The organism is Knoellia pratensis, from assembly GCF_042666395.1.
GTDB classification, from domain to species: domain Bacteria; phylum Actinomycetota; class Actinomycetes; order Actinomycetales; family Dermatophilaceae; genus Knoellia; species Knoellia pratensis.
On record NZ_JBHTDJ010000001.1, the window covers coordinates 832,782 to 848,866 of the forward strand.

General features: G+C 68.2%; 13 protein-coding genes and 1 pseudogene. 8 read left to right on the forward strand and 6 right to left on the reverse strand.

The genetic code is table 11. The features are described 5' to 3' along the window. Positions 1-97: 97 nt before the first annotated feature. A complete protein-coding gene (locus ACFQRE_RS03940; RefSeq protein WP_380120412.1) occupies positions 98-1,930 on the forward strand; it encodes an ABC transporter ATP-binding protein in 1,833 nt (610 codons plus the stop codon). A gap of 178 nt (positions 1,931-2,108) precedes the next feature. Here the strand turns inward: ACFQRE_RS03940 and ACFQRE_RS03945 are convergent. Beyond that, positions 2,109-4,672: pseudogene (locus ACFQRE_RS03945) on the reverse strand (MMPL family transporter). Position 4,673: 1 nt separating this feature from the next. Continuing rightward, the gene (locus tag ACFQRE_RS03950; protein WP_380119158.1) at positions 4,674-5,327 is read right to left on the reverse strand and encodes a TetR/AcrR family transcriptional regulator; all 654 of its coding nucleotides are present in this window, start codon (positions 5,325-5,327) and stop codon (positions 4,674-4,676) included. Positions 5,328-5,532: 205 nt separating this feature from the next. Between ACFQRE_RS03950 and ACFQRE_RS03955 the strand changes: the two genes are divergently transcribed. Further along, a complete protein-coding gene (locus ACFQRE_RS03955; protein WP_380119160.1) occupies positions 5,533-6,066 on the forward strand; it encodes a DUF1990 family protein in 534 nt (177 codons plus the stop codon). Positions 6,067-6,584: 518 nt separating this feature from the next. Here the strand turns inward: ACFQRE_RS03955 and ACFQRE_RS03960 are convergent. Together ACFQRE_RS03960 and ACFQRE_RS03965 are read right to left on the reverse strand one after the other, a co-directional pair. Beyond that, positions 6,585-7,268 carry a response regulator gene (locus tag ACFQRE_RS03960; RefSeq protein ID WP_380119162.1) on the reverse strand — a complete coding sequence of 228 codons (684 nt, stop codon included), beginning with the start codon at positions 7,266-7,268 and terminating at the stop codon, positions 6,585-6,587. Beyond that, positions 7,265-8,920, reverse strand: a complete 1,656-nt coding sequence (locus ACFQRE_RS03965) for a sensor histidine kinase (protein WP_380119165.1) — start codon at positions 8,918-8,920, stop codon at positions 7,265-7,267. The genes ACFQRE_RS03960 and ACFQRE_RS03965 overlap by 4 nt, the downstream gene beginning before the upstream one ends. A 120-nt stretch (positions 8,921-9,040) precedes the next feature. On the opposite strand from ACFQRE_RS03965, the gene ACFQRE_RS03970 reads away from it, so the two are divergent. Genes ACFQRE_RS03970 through dacB form a run of 6 tightly spaced genes read left to right on the forward strand, consistent with a single transcriptional unit; the run spans position 9,041 to position 14,410 of the window. Beyond that, positions 9,041-10,057 (forward strand): Bug family tripartite tricarboxylate transporter substrate binding protein, encoded by a 1,017-nt coding sequence (locus ACFQRE_RS03970; protein WP_380119167.1) that lies wholly within the window; start codon positions 9,041-9,043, stop codon positions 10,055-10,057. Then, entirely contained in the window at positions 10,054-10,569 is a 516-nt protein-coding gene (locus ACFQRE_RS03975) for a tripartite tricarboxylate transporter TctB family protein (protein WP_380119170.1), read from the forward strand. Before ACFQRE_RS03970 ends, ACFQRE_RS03975 begins: the two co-directional genes overlap by 4 nt. Further along, positions 10,569-12,146, forward strand: a complete 1,578-nt coding sequence (locus tag ACFQRE_RS03980; protein WP_380119172.1) for a tripartite tricarboxylate transporter permease — start codon at positions 10,569-10,571, stop codon at positions 12,144-12,146. The genes ACFQRE_RS03975 and ACFQRE_RS03980 overlap by 1 nt, the downstream gene beginning before the upstream one ends. A gap of 1 nt (position 12,147) precedes the next feature. Further along, on the forward strand, positions 12,148-12,546 hold the full coding sequence (locus ACFQRE_RS03985; protein ID WP_380119174.1) for a universal stress protein: 399 nt from the start codon (positions 12,148-12,150) through the stop codon (positions 12,544-12,546). Beyond that, the gene (gene rraA / locus ACFQRE_RS03990; protein WP_380119177.1) at positions 12,543-13,013 is read left to right on the forward strand and encodes a ribonuclease E activity regulator RraA; all 471 of its coding nucleotides are present in this window, start codon (positions 12,543-12,545) and stop codon (positions 13,011-13,013) included. Before ACFQRE_RS03985 ends, rraA begins: the two co-directional genes overlap by 4 nt. Positions 13,014-13,072: 59 nt before the next feature. Next, complete coding sequence (gene dacB / locus ACFQRE_RS03995) at positions 13,073-14,410, forward strand: D-alanyl-D-alanine carboxypeptidase/D-alanyl-D-alanine endopeptidase (protein ID WP_380119179.1); 1,338 nt, start codon at positions 13,073-13,075, stop codon at positions 14,408-14,410. A gap of 40 nt (positions 14,411-14,450) precedes the next feature. On the opposite strand, the gene ACFQRE_RS04000 is transcribed toward dacB, so the two are convergent. Next, positions 14,451-14,993 carry a hypothetical protein gene (locus ACFQRE_RS04000; protein ID WP_380119181.1) on the reverse strand — a complete coding sequence of 181 codons (543 nt, stop codon included), beginning with the start codon at positions 14,991-14,993 and terminating at the stop codon, positions 14,451-14,453. Then, positions 14,990-16,009, reverse strand: a complete 1,020-nt coding sequence (locus ACFQRE_RS04005; protein WP_380119182.1) for a hypothetical protein — start codon at positions 16,007-16,009, stop codon at positions 14,990-14,992. The genes ACFQRE_RS04000 and ACFQRE_RS04005 overlap by 4 nt, the downstream gene beginning before the upstream one ends. Between the last annotated feature and the right edge of the window lie 76 nt (positions 16,010-16,085).

The following is a 16,085-nucleotide window of genomic DNA, read 5'->3' on the forward strand; positions in this document are numbered from 1 at the left end:
CAGCAGCACAGAGCCAACAGAAGGGAAAGCCTCCATGACAGTCACAACTCATGAAGCTCCCAAGGACACATCGACGCGCCTCCCCGGGGGCAAGGGGATGGGCGTCGGCGGCGGACATGCTGGTCGAAGCGGCGGAGGTGGGCCGATGAAGATCGACCCGCGCGACCGCGCCCAGCTCGAGATCGCCCCCGTCCCGCTCAGGCGGGTCACCAACCTCTTCCGCGGCTTCGGTCGCCCCATCGGCATCGTCACCGCGATCATCGTCGCGACGTCCGTCATCTCCATGGCCCAGCCGTTCCTCGTCCGCGAGGTCGTCGACACCGCCATCCCGAAGCAGGACGTGCGCCTCCTCCTTGTCTCCGTCGCCGCGATGGTTGTCGTCGCCGCGACCACCCAACTCCTCGGCGTCGTGCAGACCTGGATGTCCACCGGTGTGGGTCAGCGCGTCATGCACCGCCTGCGCACCGACCTCTTCGCCCACCTGCAGGAGCAGTCGCTGGGCTTCTTCACCCGCACCCGCGCCGGCGAGGTCCAGTCGCGCCTCACCAACGACATCAACGGCATGCAGGGCGTCGTCACCACGACTGCGACCTCCATCGCCTCCAACCTCACGACCGCCATCGCCACATCCGTCGCGATGGTCGCCCTCTCCTGGCGCCTGAGCCTCCTCTCGCTCATCGTCATCCCGCCGGCCGTGTGGATGACCCGTCGCGTCGCACTCATCCGCCGCGAGGTCACCGCCCGCCAGCAGGCTCGTCGCGCCGACCTCAACGTCCAGATCGAGGAGGGGTTGTCCGTCTCCGGCGTACGCCTCTCCAAGACCCTCGGCGCCGGTCGCCGTCACGCCGACCGCTTCGCCGACACCTCGTCGGAGCTCGTCGACCTCGAGCTCCGCAGCCAGCTCGCCGGTCGCTGGCGCATGGCCACGATGCAGATCATCTTCTCGGCGATCCCCGCGCTCATCTATCTCGTGGCCGGACTCCCCGCGACCTCCGGTGGCATGACCATCGGAACCCTCATCGCCTTCACCACGCTCCAGGCCGGCATCTTCCGCCCGCTCATGGGTCTGCTCAACGTCGGTGCCCAGTGGGTGTCCTCGATGGCCCTGTTCTCAAGGGTTTTCGAGTACCTCGACCTCATCCCCGACGTTGCCGCCCCCGCCGCGCCCATCGCCCTCGACCCCACAAACGTGCGCGGCGAGGTCCGCTTCGAGAACGTGAACTTTGCGTATGCCGCAGACTCACCTCTCGCTGTCGCCGGCATCAACGCTGTGGTCCCGGCCGGTGGCTCCCTCGCTCTCGTGGGACACACCGGCTCGGGCAAATCCACTCTCGCGTCACTCGTCGCCCGGCTCCACGACCCCACCTCGGGACGCGTGACCATCGACGGTGTCGAGCTGCGTGACCTCGACCCCGAGGTGCTCGCCCGCATCGTCGGTGTCGTGTCGCAGGAGACCTACCTGGTGCACGCCTCGATCCGCGAGAACCTGCTCCTCGCCGCGCCCGACGCGACCGAGGCCGAGCTGTGGCGGGCCCTTGGCGCCGCCCAGATCGCCGACCTCGTTGGCACGCTGCCCGACGGTCTTGACACCCTCGTCGGCGCTCGCGGACACCGGTTCTCCGGTGGTGAGCAGCAGCGCATCGCCATCGCTCGCACGATCCTGCGCAACCCGCGCATCCTCGTCCTCGACGAGGCCACGAGTGCCCTCGACAACGACACAGAGCGGGCCGTGCAGAAGGCCCTCGACGAGCTCGTCCGCGGTCGCACGACGATCACCATCGCCCACCGGCTCTCGACCATCGAGGACGCCGACGAGATCGCGGTCCTCGACCACGGCCACATCATCGAGCGCGGAACCCATCGCGAACTCCTCGCCCTCGGAGGGCGATACGCGGCCCTCGCAGGCGAGCGGACGGCATACGCCGCCTGAAAGCGACTTCGTGCCCTCAGGGCACAGTCGAGACGGACCGGTGACGGCGGCTGGGTCCCCCGGAGGCCTCCGAGGGGGGTCCGTGTTGCGTGGTTCGGGTCGATAACCTATTGGTGTTGTGCTGCGCACCTATGGGTTATCGATGCAGACGAACCCCCGTTGAGATGTGGCGTCGCGGCTAGTTGGGACCAGCTGAGACGAGCTCACGGTCGACCACGTCGACCTCATTGGCGGCAGCCTGCGCCACCTCGTCCTCGCGCTGGAGGTGGGTGCGCAGCTTGGTGCCCTCGACGTCGAGGTCGGGGAGCAGGCGGTCGAGCCAGCGGGGGATCCACCAGGCGCGATCGCCGAGCAGGTGCAGGACCGCGGGGTGAGGGTCATGCGCACGAGGAAGGCGTCGACTGCAACGCCGATCGCCAGCCCCAGACCCATCGGCCGGATCATCGTGAGGTGGGCGAAGATGAACCCCGCGAAGACCGCGATCATGATGAGCGCGGCTGCTGCGACGACCTTGTAGCCATGGCGGAAGCCGGTGCGGATGGCCGTGCGGCTGTTCTCGCCGTGGGCACGGGCCTCGTGCATGCCCGACACGAGGAACATCTGGTAGTCCATCGCGAGGCCGAAGAGCACGCCGATGAGCAGGGTCGGCATGAAGGGCATGATCGGCCCCGGCCGGCTCACCTGCAGCAGGTCACCGAGCCAGCCCCACTGGTAGACCGCGACAACGGCGCCGAAGCTCGCGGCCACCGAGAGCAGGAATCCGGCCGTCGCCATGAGGGGTACGAGGACCGATCGGAAGACGGCCATGAGCAGGAGCAGTGACAAACCGACGACGAGCGCGACATAGAGGGGGAGCGCACCGGCGAGCCGCTGGGAGATCTCGATGTTCGCGACCGTCTGGCCCGTGATGCCGAGCTTGGTGCCGGCGGGCATGTGCTCCCTGAGGTCATCGAGCTCGTGGACGAGGGCTGTGGTCGACTCGCTGGTCGGGCCCTCGAGGGGGACGACCTGGAAGGCGAGCGTGTCGCGGTCCGCGCTGACCCCGAACGGCACGACGCGCTCGACCCCGGGGAGGTTGAACAGGGTGCGGCCGTTGCGGTTCTGCATGCCCGCGACCTCGGCCTTGTCCAGCGGTTCGTCGAACGAGACGACGGCAATGATGGGCCCGTTGGCGCCGGCGCCGAAGTTCTTCTCGATGGTCGTGTAGGAGTGGAAGGCGCTCGAGTCCTTGGGTTCGCTGCTGCCGTCGGGAAGGCCGAGGCGCAGCGAGAGAGCGGGCACGGCAAGGAGTCCGATGGCGACGACCGTGAGGACGATCGCTCGCCAGGGGCGGTTGGTGACGAGGACGGCCCAGCGGCCGGAGCCGCGACCAGTGGGCTTGGCGGCCTCAGCGGTCGTGGCCTCGTGGCGGCGCCAGGTGCGCTTCGAGACGACGCGGCGGCCCATGAGGCTGAGGACCGCAGGCGTGATCGTCAGAGCGACGAGCACCGTCATCGCGACAGTGGCGGCGGCGACGAGACCCATCTGGGCGAGGATCGGCAACCCCGAGACCGTCAGTGCGCCGAGGGCGATGATGACGGTCGTGCCGGCGACGACGACAGCGTTGCCGGCCGTGCCGGTGGCCAGTCCGATCGAGTGCTGCAGTGGCACACCGTCGAGCAGCTGCTGCCGGTGGCGGTTGACGATGAAGAGTGCGTAGTCGATGCCGACCGCGAGGCCGAGCATGAGGGCCAGAGCCGGGGTCATCGAGTTCATCTCGAAGAACGCGGTCGCGGCCATGGCGCCGAGCAGCCCAGCGCCGACGCCGATGAGGGCGACGAGCAGGGGGAGTCCCGCGGCGATGAGGCTGCCGAGCATCACGAGGAGGACGGCGGCGGCGATGCCGAAGCCGATGACCTCGCCGATGCCGACGATGCTTCGGGTCTGCAGGATGTCGGCGCTGTAGTCGACGCGCAGTCCGTCCTTGGCCAGCGCCTCGCCGATCTCGGGCACGTGGGCGCGGATCTCGGGGGACAGCTGCGGAATGGCTGTGTCGTACTGGATCTGCAGAAGAGTTGCGCTGCCGTCGGCGCTGATGAAGCGCGCACCGTTGGTCACGTCGAGCAGGCCCTTGCCCTCGGCGATCTGGACGCGAGCGGCGGCCAGTTTCGGCTCGGCGTCGTTGAGCCGTGCCTGGATCCCGGCGTTGCCCTTCTCCCGAGCTGGGATCTCGTAGCGCAGCGCCCGAGCCCGCTCGCTCTGGCCCTGACCGGACTTCTCGAGGTTCGCGAGCTCGGTGCGCGCTGCCTCGAGGTCGCGCTGACCCTCGTCAAAGAGCCACTGACCCTGCTGGAACTTCCAGTCCTGAGCCGCGTACTCCTTCTGGCCCGCTGCAACCTTGGCCTGGGAGTCGTCGAGCCGCTTCTGGGTTTCGAAGGGGTTCATCACCGACTGGACGTGAGGAGCCTTCTCCCACTGCGTCAGGGTGCGTTCGATGGCAGTGCGCTGGGCCGCAGTGATCGGGCCGTTCTCGTTCTCGATGGTGATGGTGCCGATGCCGCCCGCCGCGGCCGGGATCTCCTGGCCGAGCTGCGTCAGCACGGACGCGAACTTCGCTCCCGGAATGCTGATGGCGGACGTCGGGGGTGTCGCCACGGTTGCCATCGCTCCGCCGAGTCCGGCGAGGACGAGCACCCACGTGAGGATGGTGAGCCAGGCGTGGCGGGCGGTGAAACGCCCCACGCGATAGAGGAAGAGGGCCATGTCAGGACTCCTGGGTCGTGCCGGAGGCATCCGGCAGGGAGAAGGCGGTGAACAGGTGAGCGAACGCCTGTTGGAGAAGGTGGAGGTGCAGCTGTCGAGTGCGGTCGTTGACGACGCCTCGGGACTGGTCGACCCAGGCCGTCGTCGCGGCGTAGCCCGCGGACATCACGGCCCCGGCGACGACGCGCGCATAGAGCGCATCCATCGAGGGGTCGCGCCCCATGAGCGCTCGCGCGATCTGGTCCACTTCGGAGGCCTGGGCCTCCATCACGAAGAACCTCGCCGCAGACGACGTCGACGCCTGGCCGAAGCAGGTGATCGCCTTCTCGAGGACCTCCGCGTCGAGCGGTTCCGTGAGGATTGCGGCGAGCGACTCGCTGACGTTCTCGTCGAGGGGGCGGGCGACGAACCGGTCGACGAGCCCGGCGATGGCCTGGCGCATTGGCTCCTGGAGGACGAGCTCGACCCGCGGGAAGTAGTTGAAGAACGTCCTGCGCGAGACCCCTGCCCGGTCGGCGACGGCGTCGGCGGTGACCGCCTCGAAGCCGTGCTCTGCGGCGAGGTCCCACGCCGCCTGCTCGAGATTCTGGACCGTGCGCTCGCGGTTGCGGGCACGCAGCCCGTCGGTCGCCGCAGCGGCTGGTGTCTCACTCATGGACCTCACGTTAACCATAAGGTGCACGACCGTGCAAGTTTGCCCTGTCGTGCACAAACGGTTCGGCACAAGTCGGATCTGGCCTGGGCGGATGACCACGGAGCCTCCGGCTGACGTAGACCCGCGCCCACCGTTCCTCGTCAACGCATCCATCGTTTTCTGCTCATGCCGCAGTCAATGAAAGCCCTTCGGTGATGATGTGCGCATGTCAGTGCTCCTTCTCGATCAGCAGCAGGCGTCCGTCCTGCGCGCGGCCCCACTGTCGTTCACGCCGTTGAGCGAGTCGGGTGGGGCGGCATTCTCGGAGTATCACCACCTCAACCAATCCCTCACGCTCGCTCGGCGAGACTTCGACGGCGCCGCCCGCGACCTCTTCGAATGGCAGGTGCATTCCAGGGCCGGGCTGCAGGTGAAAGCCTCGGACATTCCACTGACCAAGGGCACGGTCGTGCTAATGCGGTGGGGGCTGGGTTTGCTGTCGGTGAAGATCCCTTGTCGTGTCGTCGATGTCGTCGACGAGAAGCGGCGCCGGGGCTTCACTTATGGAACTCTGCCAGGTCACCCGGAGGCCGGCGAAGAACAATTCCTGCTCGAACAGTTCGACGACGGTCGCATCGTGTTCACCATCACGGCGTACTCACGGCCCGCATCAACACTGGCGAAGCTCGGCGGCCCGGTCAGCCGAGCCGCTCAGCGCTTCATGACCCAGCGCTACCTCCACGCCTTGGATCGCTCCTAGGCCACGACCGGAAATCCCGAATTGAGTGCGTGTGTGGAGTCAGTCGAGAAGCAGGTCCGCACGAGAGGGATCGGCTCCAACGTCGAGGACTGCCTGCCGGGCCGCGATTGGCGCTCAGCCAGCCCACGCGCGGCTGAACTCATCCGCGCCGATCTGCCATGCCGACCAATCCTCGAGTTCGTCCACGCGGACGACACTGAGGCCTCCGTCGCGTCTTCGGGCGACTCCAGGCTGTAACGCTTCGTCGGGCCCACCGTCGTAGATCTCGATCTGGGCGTCGGGTAACCGTCCGCGTCGACCTCGAAGAACCACCAGCTTGAACCCCAACCGTCGCGGGCATCGCCGCGCGACTCGTCCCATCGACGCTTGAAGTAGGAACCCCTCCCTGAACCTGCCAGCCGTCACTGGAATGCGCACGCTTTTGTCGCGATCTGCGCGTGCTTGGGGTCGAAGTTGGGGGGGCCGCATCGAGATAGACCGACACGCCGTGTGCGAAATGGCGCGCACGGCGTGTCGGTCTATCTCGTTGAGGTGGGGCGGTAGCGGCGCTCGGGGCGGCCGGTGTTGCCGTAGCGGAGGGAGACCTCGGCCTCGCCCTTGCTCGTGAAGTACTCGAGGTAGCGGCGGGCGCTCACTCGCGAGATGCCGATCGCCTCGGCCGTCTCTGAGGCGGAGACACCAGCGGCGGCGGAACGCAACGTCGCCTCGACGAGCTGGGCGGTCTCGGGGCTGAGGCCCTTCGGCATCGCCGCTACGACGTCGGGGCGCGACGTCGCCGTGCGTGCGAAGAGCCGGTCCACCCCGGCCTGGTCCTCGGGCGAGGCGGCAAGCAGAGCCCGCTGGGCGGCATACCCCTCGAGTCTGTCGCGGAGGTCCTCGAACGCGAAGGGCTTGAGCAGGTAGTCGGCGACGCCGTGACGGACGGCGGCACGGACGGCATCCACCTCCTTGGCGGCGGAGATGACGATGACGTCGCTGTGTGATCCGGTGTGCCGCAGCTCGGCGACGATGTCGAGGCCGAAGCGGTCCGGGAGATAGAGGTCGAGCAGGAGCAGGTCGGGGGTGAGGTCACGCGCCATCGCCAACGCGTCGGCTCCCGAGTGGGCCACGCCGACGACCTCGAAGCCGTCGGTGCGTTCGACGAAGGCCCGGTGCACCCGCGCCACCATGAAGTCGTCATCGACGATGAGCACGGAGATCACGAGGGCACTCCTTCGGCAAGGGAAGCGGTGACACCCAGGCGAGCCGTGAACCGGGCGCCGGTGTCGGTGGGAGTCATGATGATCTCGCCTCCACGCTGCTCGCAGAGCATGCGTGTGAGGGCCAAGCCGATCCCGCGCGTGCCGTCACCGCCGGGCTTCGTCGTGAAGCCCTGGTCGAAGACCTCGTCGGCGATCTCGGCAGGGATGCCCGGGCCCGAGTCGGAGACGACGATCTCGACACTCGACGCGTCCTGAGTGATGGTGACTTCCACCCACTGCGCGGACAGTGCGGTGGGTGACTGGGCTGGCGCGGTCGCGCCCGCACTCGTCACCGCATCGAGGGCGTTGTCCACGAGGTTGCCGATCACCGTGCCGACATCGGCGGAGTCCTCGGGCTGCAACCGTTGCAACGAGGTCGTATCCGTGATGCGCAGGTCGATCCGCCGCTCTGACGCCAGGCTGGCCTTGGCCATGAGCAGGGCCGCCACGGCAGGGTCACCCACCCGGCTGTTGATGCTGAGGTCGAGGGAGTGGCGGCGCTCGCTGACGGTGTCGACATAGCTGACGACCTCGTCGTACTCGCCGATCTGGATGAGGCCGCTGATGGTGTGCAGCTGGTTGGCGAACTCGTGCGCCTGCGCCCGCAGCAGCTGCGTCGTGCTGCGGAACGTGCCGAGCTGGCGCTCCATGTCAGCCAGTGCTGTCCGGTCGCGCAGGGTCGTCACCGTGCCGAGAGGGCGGCCGTCGCGTTCGACGTGCATCCGGTTCATCACCAGGACGCGGCCTCGACGGACAACAACCCGGTCACGCGCGTTGGCGTCGTCGGAACCAGTGAGCACCTCGAGGAGGCGACCTCGCACCCGGAGGTCGGCGAGGGTGAGTCCCTCGGCGTGCTCGGGCAGGTCGAGAAGGCGGCGCGCCACGTCGTTGACGAGGGTGACCCGGCCCTGCTGGTCGAGGGCGATGACACCCTCGGCGATGCCGTGGAGCAGCGCCTCGCGGTGCTCGGCAAGACCCGCGATCTCGCTCGGCTCCATCCCCAGGGTCTGGCGCTTGATCCGGCGGGCGAGCAACCAGGACCCGAGCAGGCCGATGAGCAGTGCGCCGCCGACATAGGTCAGCAGATAGGAGGACGCACCTCGCGCCCGCTCCCACGCCGACGGGAAGGGCTCCGTGATCATCACGGTGCCCAGGTGTTCACCGACGCGACCCTCGCTCACCGAGAAGACGGGAGCCTGGGACACGAGCTGCCTCTGGCCGTCCAGGGTCAGCGTCCCGGACCAGCTGGCGCCATCACCAACAGCTTCTCGTGGCAACGGAATTCGCGCGTCCTCGAGCGACGGATCAGTCGACACTCGCACGTCCTCGTCCGCGTCGGCGAAGGTCACCGATCCCACGGAGGACTGGGTGGCGAAGGACTGGGCGAGGGTGGCCAAACCGGTGCGCGTCGCAGGGATCTCGAGGTTGCTGCGCACGAGCGGATTGCTCCCGAGCTGCTCGGCCAGCGCTGAGACCCGGCGGCCCTCGACGCGGGTGAAGGTCGCCTCGGACTGGGCCAACGACAACGCACCCACAAGGACCAGGACGACGAGGATCACGGCGACCTGCAGCACGAGCAGCTGGCCGGCCAGCGTCGAGCGGCGTGCGCGCATGACCACTATGTTCTCAACCTCCATTGCGGACAGAAGCGGGACTTGTGCGGGGCGACGCGACAGCATCAACGCAACCCACTTGATGGGACAGTGTCCCCCCTGATCCGAAAGGTCTCAACGATGAGATCACGCCCCACCGCCCTCCTCGGCGCTGCACTCGCCGCCGCGGCCCTCACCCTCAGCGCCTGTGGCGCCACCGCCGACAAGGGCGCCGACGCCGGCTCGTCCGCCACGGCCGACGCCAAGCCCGCCACCGGTCTCCAGCTCATGGTTCCCAACGCGCCGGGTGGTGGCTACGACACCACGGCCCGCACCGCAGCCAAGGTCCTCGAGGCCGACAAGATCACCAACTCGATCCAGGTGTTCAACCTTCCGGGAGCCGGCGGCACCGTCGGCCTCCAGCGGATCGTCAACGAAAAGGGCAACGGCAAGCTCGCGATGCAGATGGGTCTGGGAGTCGTCGGTGCGGCATACACCCAGAAGTCCAAGGCCACGCTCGCCGACACGACCCCGATCGCCAAGCTCATCGAGGAGGCCGGCGCGATCGTCGTGCCCAAGGATTCCCCCTACAAGGACATCACCTCGCTCGTCGCAGCGTGGAAGGCCGATCCCAAGAAGTTCGCGGTCGGCGGAGGTTCGTCGCCGGGTGGGCCCGACCACCTGCTCCCGATGCAGCTCGCCAAGGCAGTCGGGATCGACCCCAAGGACGTCAACTTCGTGACCTACGACGGTGGCGGTGAGCTCCTCCCGGCCCTGCTCGGCAACAAGATCGCGTTTGGCGCCAGCGGCTTCGGTGAGTTCCTCGACCAGGTCGAGGCCGGAGCGGTCCGCGTCCTCGCCGTGACCAGCGCCGAGCCGATCCCCGCGCTCAAGGACGTTCCGACCCTCAAGTCCTCGAACATCGACCTCGTCTTCACCAACTGGCGCGGCATCGTGGCCCCTCCCGGCATCTCCTCCGAGGACAAGAAGGTCTGGATCGACGCGCTGACCAAGATGCACGACAGCCAGGCGTGGAAGGACGAGGAAGCCAAGCGCGGCTGGACCGACGCCTTCCAGACCGGTGACGAGTTCGGCACCTTCCTCAAGGAACAGGACACGTCCGTCGCCGAGATCCTCAAGCAGCTCGGCCTCGCATGACCGACGCCTCAGTTGAGGCTTCGAGAGGGACCAAGGACCGCGCACAGTACGGACTGTGCGCGGCCCTGGGCCTCCTCGGAGTGCTCGTCCTCTTCGACGCCAGCCGCATCGGTTCGGCGTCCTCGAGCAACGACCCCATCGGTCCCAAGCCCATGCCCATCCTCCTCGGGGCCCTCCTGCTGATCGTTGCGGTGTTCTATGCGATCGACATCTCCCGTGGTGGTCGCGGCGAGGCCGAGGAGGGTGAGGACATCGACCTCAGCACGAGTGTCGACTGGCGGACCATCGGCCTGCTCATCGCCGTGTTCTCGCTCAACGCCGTCCTCATCGAGCCGCTCGGTTGGGTCATCAGCGGAGCCCTGCTGTTCGCGGGATCGGCCTTCGCCCTCGGCAACCGGCACCACATCCGCGGTCTCGTGTTCGGCGTGGTCCTCTCCCTCGCGACGTTCTATGCGTTTGCGATCGGACTCGGGGTCAACCTCCCGGCCGGCATCCTGCAAGGAATCCTCTGATGGACAACCTCAACAGCCTCATGGGGGGTTTCGGGGACGTCCTGACCCCCCTCAACCTTCTGATGGCCCTCTTGGGCGTCACCGTCGGCACGGCGGTGGGCGTCCTGCCCGGCATCGGCCCGGCCATGACCGTGGCTCTGCTCCTGCCGATCACCTACGGCCTCGAGCCGACCCAGGGTCTGATCCTCTTTGCCGGCATCTTCTACGGAGGCATGTACGGCGGATCCACCACGTCGATCCTGCTCAACACACCGGGTGAGTCCTCCTCGGTGGTGACAGCCATCGAGGGCAACAAGATGGCCAAGTCGGGTCGAGCCGCGCAGGCGCTCGCGACGTCGGCCATCGGGTCATTCGTCGCCGGCACCATCGGCACGCTCGGCATCGTCTTCCTCATGCCGCAGGTCGTGAAGTTCGCGATCAGCCTCGGTGCACCCGAGTACTTCGCGATCATCCTGCTCACCTTCACCGGCGTCACCGCGGTGTTGGGTGCGTCCCGCATCCGCGGCCTTGCCGCTCTCGTGCTCGGACTGACCATCGGTGTCATCGGCATCGACTTCGTCACCGGTCAGCAGCGGCTCACCGCTGGGATTCCCCAGTTGGCAGATGGCGTCGACATCGTCGTCGTTGCGGTCGGCATCTTCGCCGTCGGCGAGGCTCTCTGGGTTGCTGCCCACCTCCGGCGCAAGGCTGGCGAGGTCATCCCCGTCGGCCGCCCGTGGATGGGCAAGAGCGACTGGAAGAGGTCTTGGAAGCCATGGTTGCGTGGCACCGCCCTGGGCTTTCCCTTCGGCGCGCTGCCCGCTGGTGGCGCCGAGATCCCGACCCTGCTGTCCTACACCGCGGAGAAGAAGCTCACCAAGCACCCGGAGGAGTTCGGGCACGGCGCCATCGAAGGTGTTGCCGGGCCGGAGGCGGCCAACAACGCCTCTGCCGCCGGCACGCTCGTCCCGCTCCTTGCGCTCGGACTGCCGACCAACGCCACCGCAGCGATCATGCTCGCGGCCCTGCAGGGCTGGGGCTTCGAGCCGGGGCCGCTGCTGCTGACGAAGGAACCCGCACTCGTGTGGGCGCTCATCGCCAGCCTCTTCATCGGCAACACGATGCTGCTCCTGCTCAACCTGCCGCTGGCCCCGGCCTGGGCGAAGCTGCTGCAGATCCCGCGTCCCTATCTGTATGCCGGCATCCTCTTCTTTGCCTCCATGGGTGCGTATGCCGTGAACTCCCAACCGTTCGACCTGTGGCTGTTGCTCGGGCTGGGTCTGCTCGGCTTCGCCATGCGTCGTTTCGGCTTCCCGGTTCTGCCGCTCATCGTCGGGGTCATCCTCGGACCCCTGGTCGAGAAGCAGGGCCGGCGGTCGCTCCAGCTCACCGGTGGCGACCTGGACGGGCTCATCGGCGGACCGGTCGCCTGGTTCTGCTACGCGTGCATCGTCCTTGCCATCGCATGGCCACTCCTGTCCCGCTTCCTTCCGGGTCGCCGTGGCAAGGGCGGCCCTGGCGGCAAGGCGGGCGACGACGGTCCCGACCCCATGGCCAACGCCAGGGCCGGACACTCCTACAACTCCTCGGAGGCCTGACATGACCGTATTGGTGGGTTACGTACCCAATGGCTACGGCGAGGCCGCCCTCACGGCGGCGGTCGGTGAGGCGCGTCGTCGGCGCGAACACCTGCTCGTCGTCAACATGTCTCGTGATGATGTCCTCGCGGACGCTCATCGCGCCGACGAGGAGCAGCTCGCCCGGCTCCGGCGCGACCTCAACGAGCTCGGTCTCGACGCCGAGGTCCGCCGGATCGAGAAGGGCAACGACCCGGCGGAAGCGATCCTCGGAGTTGCCGACGAGGTTGAGGCGAGTGTCATCGTCATCGGCCTGCGGCATCGCACCCCGGTCGGCAAGCTGATCATGGGCTCGGTCGCGCAACGCATCCTGCTCGACTCCCGCTGCCCTGTCCTCGCGGTGAAGGGTGACGGAGCATGAGCGTCTCGACCGCCGACCTCTGGGACGAGCGGGGCGAAAGTCTCCAGTCCTGTTCGGTGCAGCTGCGCCACTACGGCGGGCACACGGCATACGCCGGGGTGATCAGCACGGTGCGCTGTCACCGCGACAACGCCCTCGTCAAGGCGGCGCTGGGCGAACCCGGTGAGGGCCGCGTGCTCGTCGTCGACGGCGGCGGATCCCTCGAGTCGGCCCTCATGGGAGACCTCATCGCGGCGTCTGCCGTGGCCCAGGGCTGGGCGGGTGTCGTCATCCACGGAGCCGTGCGCGACGTCGTGGCGCTGCGGGACCTGCCGCTCGGTGCCGTGGCACTCGGGTCCAACCCACGCAAGAGCGCCAAGGACGGTGTGGGGGAGCGTGACGTCCCCGTGTCCTTCGGCGGCGTCGATTTCATTCCGGGACAACAGGTCTGGGTTGACGAGGACGGAGTGGTCGCCTCCCTGGCGTGAGCTCGGGGTGATGCTCGCTCGCCGCGCGGACTAGTTAGTTTCGTGCCACTCTCATAGTCATGAGCGGCAGGCGAGCAGGCAGAGCGATCCTCGTGAGTGCGGCGGCGACGGTCGCAGCGCTTGCCCTGGCCGCAGGCGGCACTGTCGCCCCGGCGAGTGCCATCGGGTCATCGCCGAGCCCGCAGCCGGAGTCACAACCGCCGGTCGACACGGCCCAGGAGATCCAACGCGATCTGCAGGGTGCCAGCAGTCGCCCCGCTCTCGCGGGGACGATCCTGGAGCGGCTCAAGATCGCGGGCGCCGACCCGGCCCTGGGCAGCGGGGTCAGTGCCGTGGTGCTGGACTCGGCCACTGGCGCCGTGATCTACAGCCGCAACCCGTCACTGGCCCTCATGCCGGCGTCCAACGAGAAGCTCACCACGGCCTTCGTGGCACTCACGACGATGGGCCCGCAGAAGACGTTCCACACCGACGTCCTGGTCGACGCCGCACGAACGACGCTGTGGCTCAAGGGTGGCGGCGACCCCTCACTCACCGCAGCAGCGGTGAGGACGATGGCTGGCAAGGCTCACACCGCGCTCGTCAACGCGGGCAAGAGGTCTGTGGGGGTTCGTGTCGACGACTCCCTCTTCCCCGCGCCGACGAACGCGATCGGCTGGAAGACCAGCTATGTGCCGGGCGATGTCGCACCGGTCGGGGCGCTCGTCGTCGATGGCCGCAACCTCATGGACACGGGCCTGGATGCGGGCAATGTCTTCCGCAACGAGCTGGTCCGACTCGGCCTCAACGTCACGCCCGTCGCGCGCGCCGTCACTCCATCGTCGGCGGGCGTCATGACCAGCGTCGTTTCGCCGCCGTTGTCGACTCTGGTGGCGAAGATGCTCAACACCTCGAGCAATGACTACGCGGAGTTCCTCCACCGACAGTCCTCCATCGCGGCTGGCAAGGGAGCATCGTGGTCGGCCGCCAACGCGCACTCCCTGGCAACCCTGAAGGCCCGTGGGGTGAACACCCTGGGGGTCACCGTGCAGGACGGATCGGGCCTGTCCCGCTCGGATCGAGGGACCGGCACCAGCATCACCAGCCTGCTCCACGCCATCAGGAACAACTGGCTGGTCAACTACTACTTCTTCCGTCCTGACTCGATGCCCACGGCGGGCGTCTCAGGGACCCTGGCCAGCCGCTTCGCCCAACCGGACACGATCTGCGCCCGACGCAAGGTCCGCGCCAAGACTGGCACCCTCAGTGACGTGACGGCGTTGTCGGGCACGGCCGACGGTGTCGACGGGAAGCGTCGGATCTTCTCGATCGTGGAGAACGGAGCCCCCAACACGGCCGCGGCCCGCTTCGCCCTCGAGCGGTTCGCCACCGCAGCGACCGGCTGCAATCCCGCCTGACCGAGGCCACTGGCAGGCCGGGCCCTGTGATCCCTGACGCTCAGTGGCCCCAGGTCTCCTCGACCGCGGCGTCCAGGATGCCGTGCCGCCGGACATCGGTCGTGCGCTCGGAGTCGAGGGGGCCGCTGCTGTGTCGGCCGAAGTGACTGGGCACGGGAGCGCGCAGAGCGGCCATGAAGGCACGGCGTGTGCGATCGGGGTTCGTCGCCTCCCGTAGGACCCGTGCGACCGGACCGCTGTCGACGTCGAGGGCGGAGGCGAACGCCGACGCGATGGCCTCCGCCTCCCTCGAGGGGAGGGTGTTCACCTCACCCGACGTCCAGCCGACTCGGGCCCGGCGTTGACCTTCCTGCCACAGCTGGACACCGGTCCGGAGGTCGCCGACCACGAGGAGCAGTGCAGGGCCGAGCGCGCTGACCTCCTCGGCGACGCGTTCGAGCGCTGCTTGGTTCGGCTCACCGACATCGGCGATGGTCCAGCCGGCCCGCTCGCTGTCGACCAGCCGCACGCGGGTCCGCGCCCAGATGACGGGGCGCTGGAGCTCGGCTGCCGTCGCCCGGACGAGCAGCACCATCGAGGTCACGACGCTCCGGCCGCCAGGGTGACGATGTGGGAGCGGTGAGTGAGGAACTCCTCGCGTGCATCGCCCCAGTAGCCCCACGGGAAGGACGTCGCATGCGGGCCGATGGCCTGCAGCTGTTCATAGGCCTCGCGGTGCCGCTCGAGGTGGAACAGGATCCGCGTGAGGACGTTGCGAGTCCGTGCCGTGACGTGGTGCCCGGCGTCTGCATTGGCATCGAGGAAGCCGCGGGCGCGCGCGATCGCCTCCTCGGCCCGGTCGGGGTTGTCCGCGAGTGCTGACCCGTCGGAGGCGAGGTGCTCGAGGACGGAGTCGAGGAGCAAGGACTGGACCTGCGCCTCCGGAGGTGCGGCCTCGACACTTGCCTGCGCGAACTCGAACATCTCCTCGTGCGAGCCGAACCACTTGGCGCACAGGTACTGCATGGCCTCGAACCGGGCGCCGTAGTGGTGCGGGTCGGTTGACTCGAGGGCGCCGAGATATCCGTTGAAGGTCTCCCGATCGCACTCGGTGCCGCGCGCGTGGCGCAGGGCGAGCGACCACGGCACTGGGTCCCCCGGAGACCCGTCCACGGCCTGCTGGATCCGTTGCGTGGCGCGCTCGAGTGTCTCGTGGAAGGCTGCGAACTGCTCCTTGCTCACCTGGCTGGCGTCGTTGTGCGACCGCTGCTCCCACGCCTGCTCGACCAGCCGTCGGGCGTCAACGACGGCGAGGTCGGGATTGTCGGGGTCGCTCCCCTGCCAGGTCTCGAGCCACTGTGGCGACCTGAGTGCGAGCCGCCCGAGGCTGGCGACCTCGAGGTCGCGGTCCTCCCAAGCGCTTGCCTGGCGCGTCTGACGCAGCAGCTCGGCCGCGGGTTCGTACGTCCCGTCAAGGGCCGCGTCGATGGCCGGTCGCGCCGCGTCCGGGGGCGCGTCGATCACCACTGCGTCGTCGGGGACGAGGGCGCCAGCGAGGTCGTCGCCATGGTCGAGATAGGCCTTGGCTGCTTTGATCTTCTTGAACATCGATTCCTCCACGTCTCACTCCTTCCTGCACGCTAGCGCCGTCGTTGTCGTGGGGTGGTCGGTTCGTGAGGGCGTGTGCAACGTCTGG

Bases quoted from the DNA above. Each gene is read 5' to 3' on its own strand.
- ACFQRE_RS03940 (WP_380120412.1), top strand. From the start codon at position 98: ATGGGCGTCGGCGGCGGACATGCTGGTCGAAGCGGCGGAGGTGGGCCG.
- ACFQRE_RS03950 (WP_380119158.1), bottom strand. From the start codon at position 5,327: ATGAGTGAGACACCAGCCGCTGCGGCGACCGACGGGCTGCGTGCCCGC.
- ACFQRE_RS03955 (WP_380119160.1), top strand. From the start codon at position 5,533: ATGTCAGTGCTCCTTCTCGATCAGCAGCAGGCGTCCGTCCTGCGCGCG.
- ACFQRE_RS03965 (WP_380119165.1), bottom strand. From the start codon at position 8,920: ATGCGCGCACGCCGCTCGACGCTGGCCGGCCAGCTGCTCGTGCTGCAG.
- ACFQRE_RS03970 (WP_380119167.1), top strand. From the start codon at position 9,041: ATGAGATCACGCCCCACCGCCCTCCTCGGCGCTGCACTCGCCGCCGCG.
- ACFQRE_RS03975 (WP_380119170.1), top strand. From the start codon at position 10,054: ATGACCGACGCCTCAGTTGAGGCTTCGAGAGGGACCAAGGACCGCGCA.
- ACFQRE_RS03980 (WP_380119172.1), top strand. From the start codon at position 10,569: ATGGACAACCTCAACAGCCTCATGGGGGGTTTCGGGGACGTCCTGACC.
- ACFQRE_RS03985 (WP_380119174.1), top strand. From the start codon at position 12,148: ATGACCGTATTGGTGGGTTACGTACCCAATGGCTACGGCGAGGCCGCC.
- rraA (WP_380119177.1), top strand. From the start codon at position 12,543: ATGAGCGTCTCGACCGCCGACCTCTGGGACGAGCGGGGCGAAAGTCTC.
- dacB (WP_380119179.1), top strand. From the start codon at position 13,073: ATGAGCGGCAGGCGAGCAGGCAGAGCGATCCTCGTGAGTGCGGCGGCG.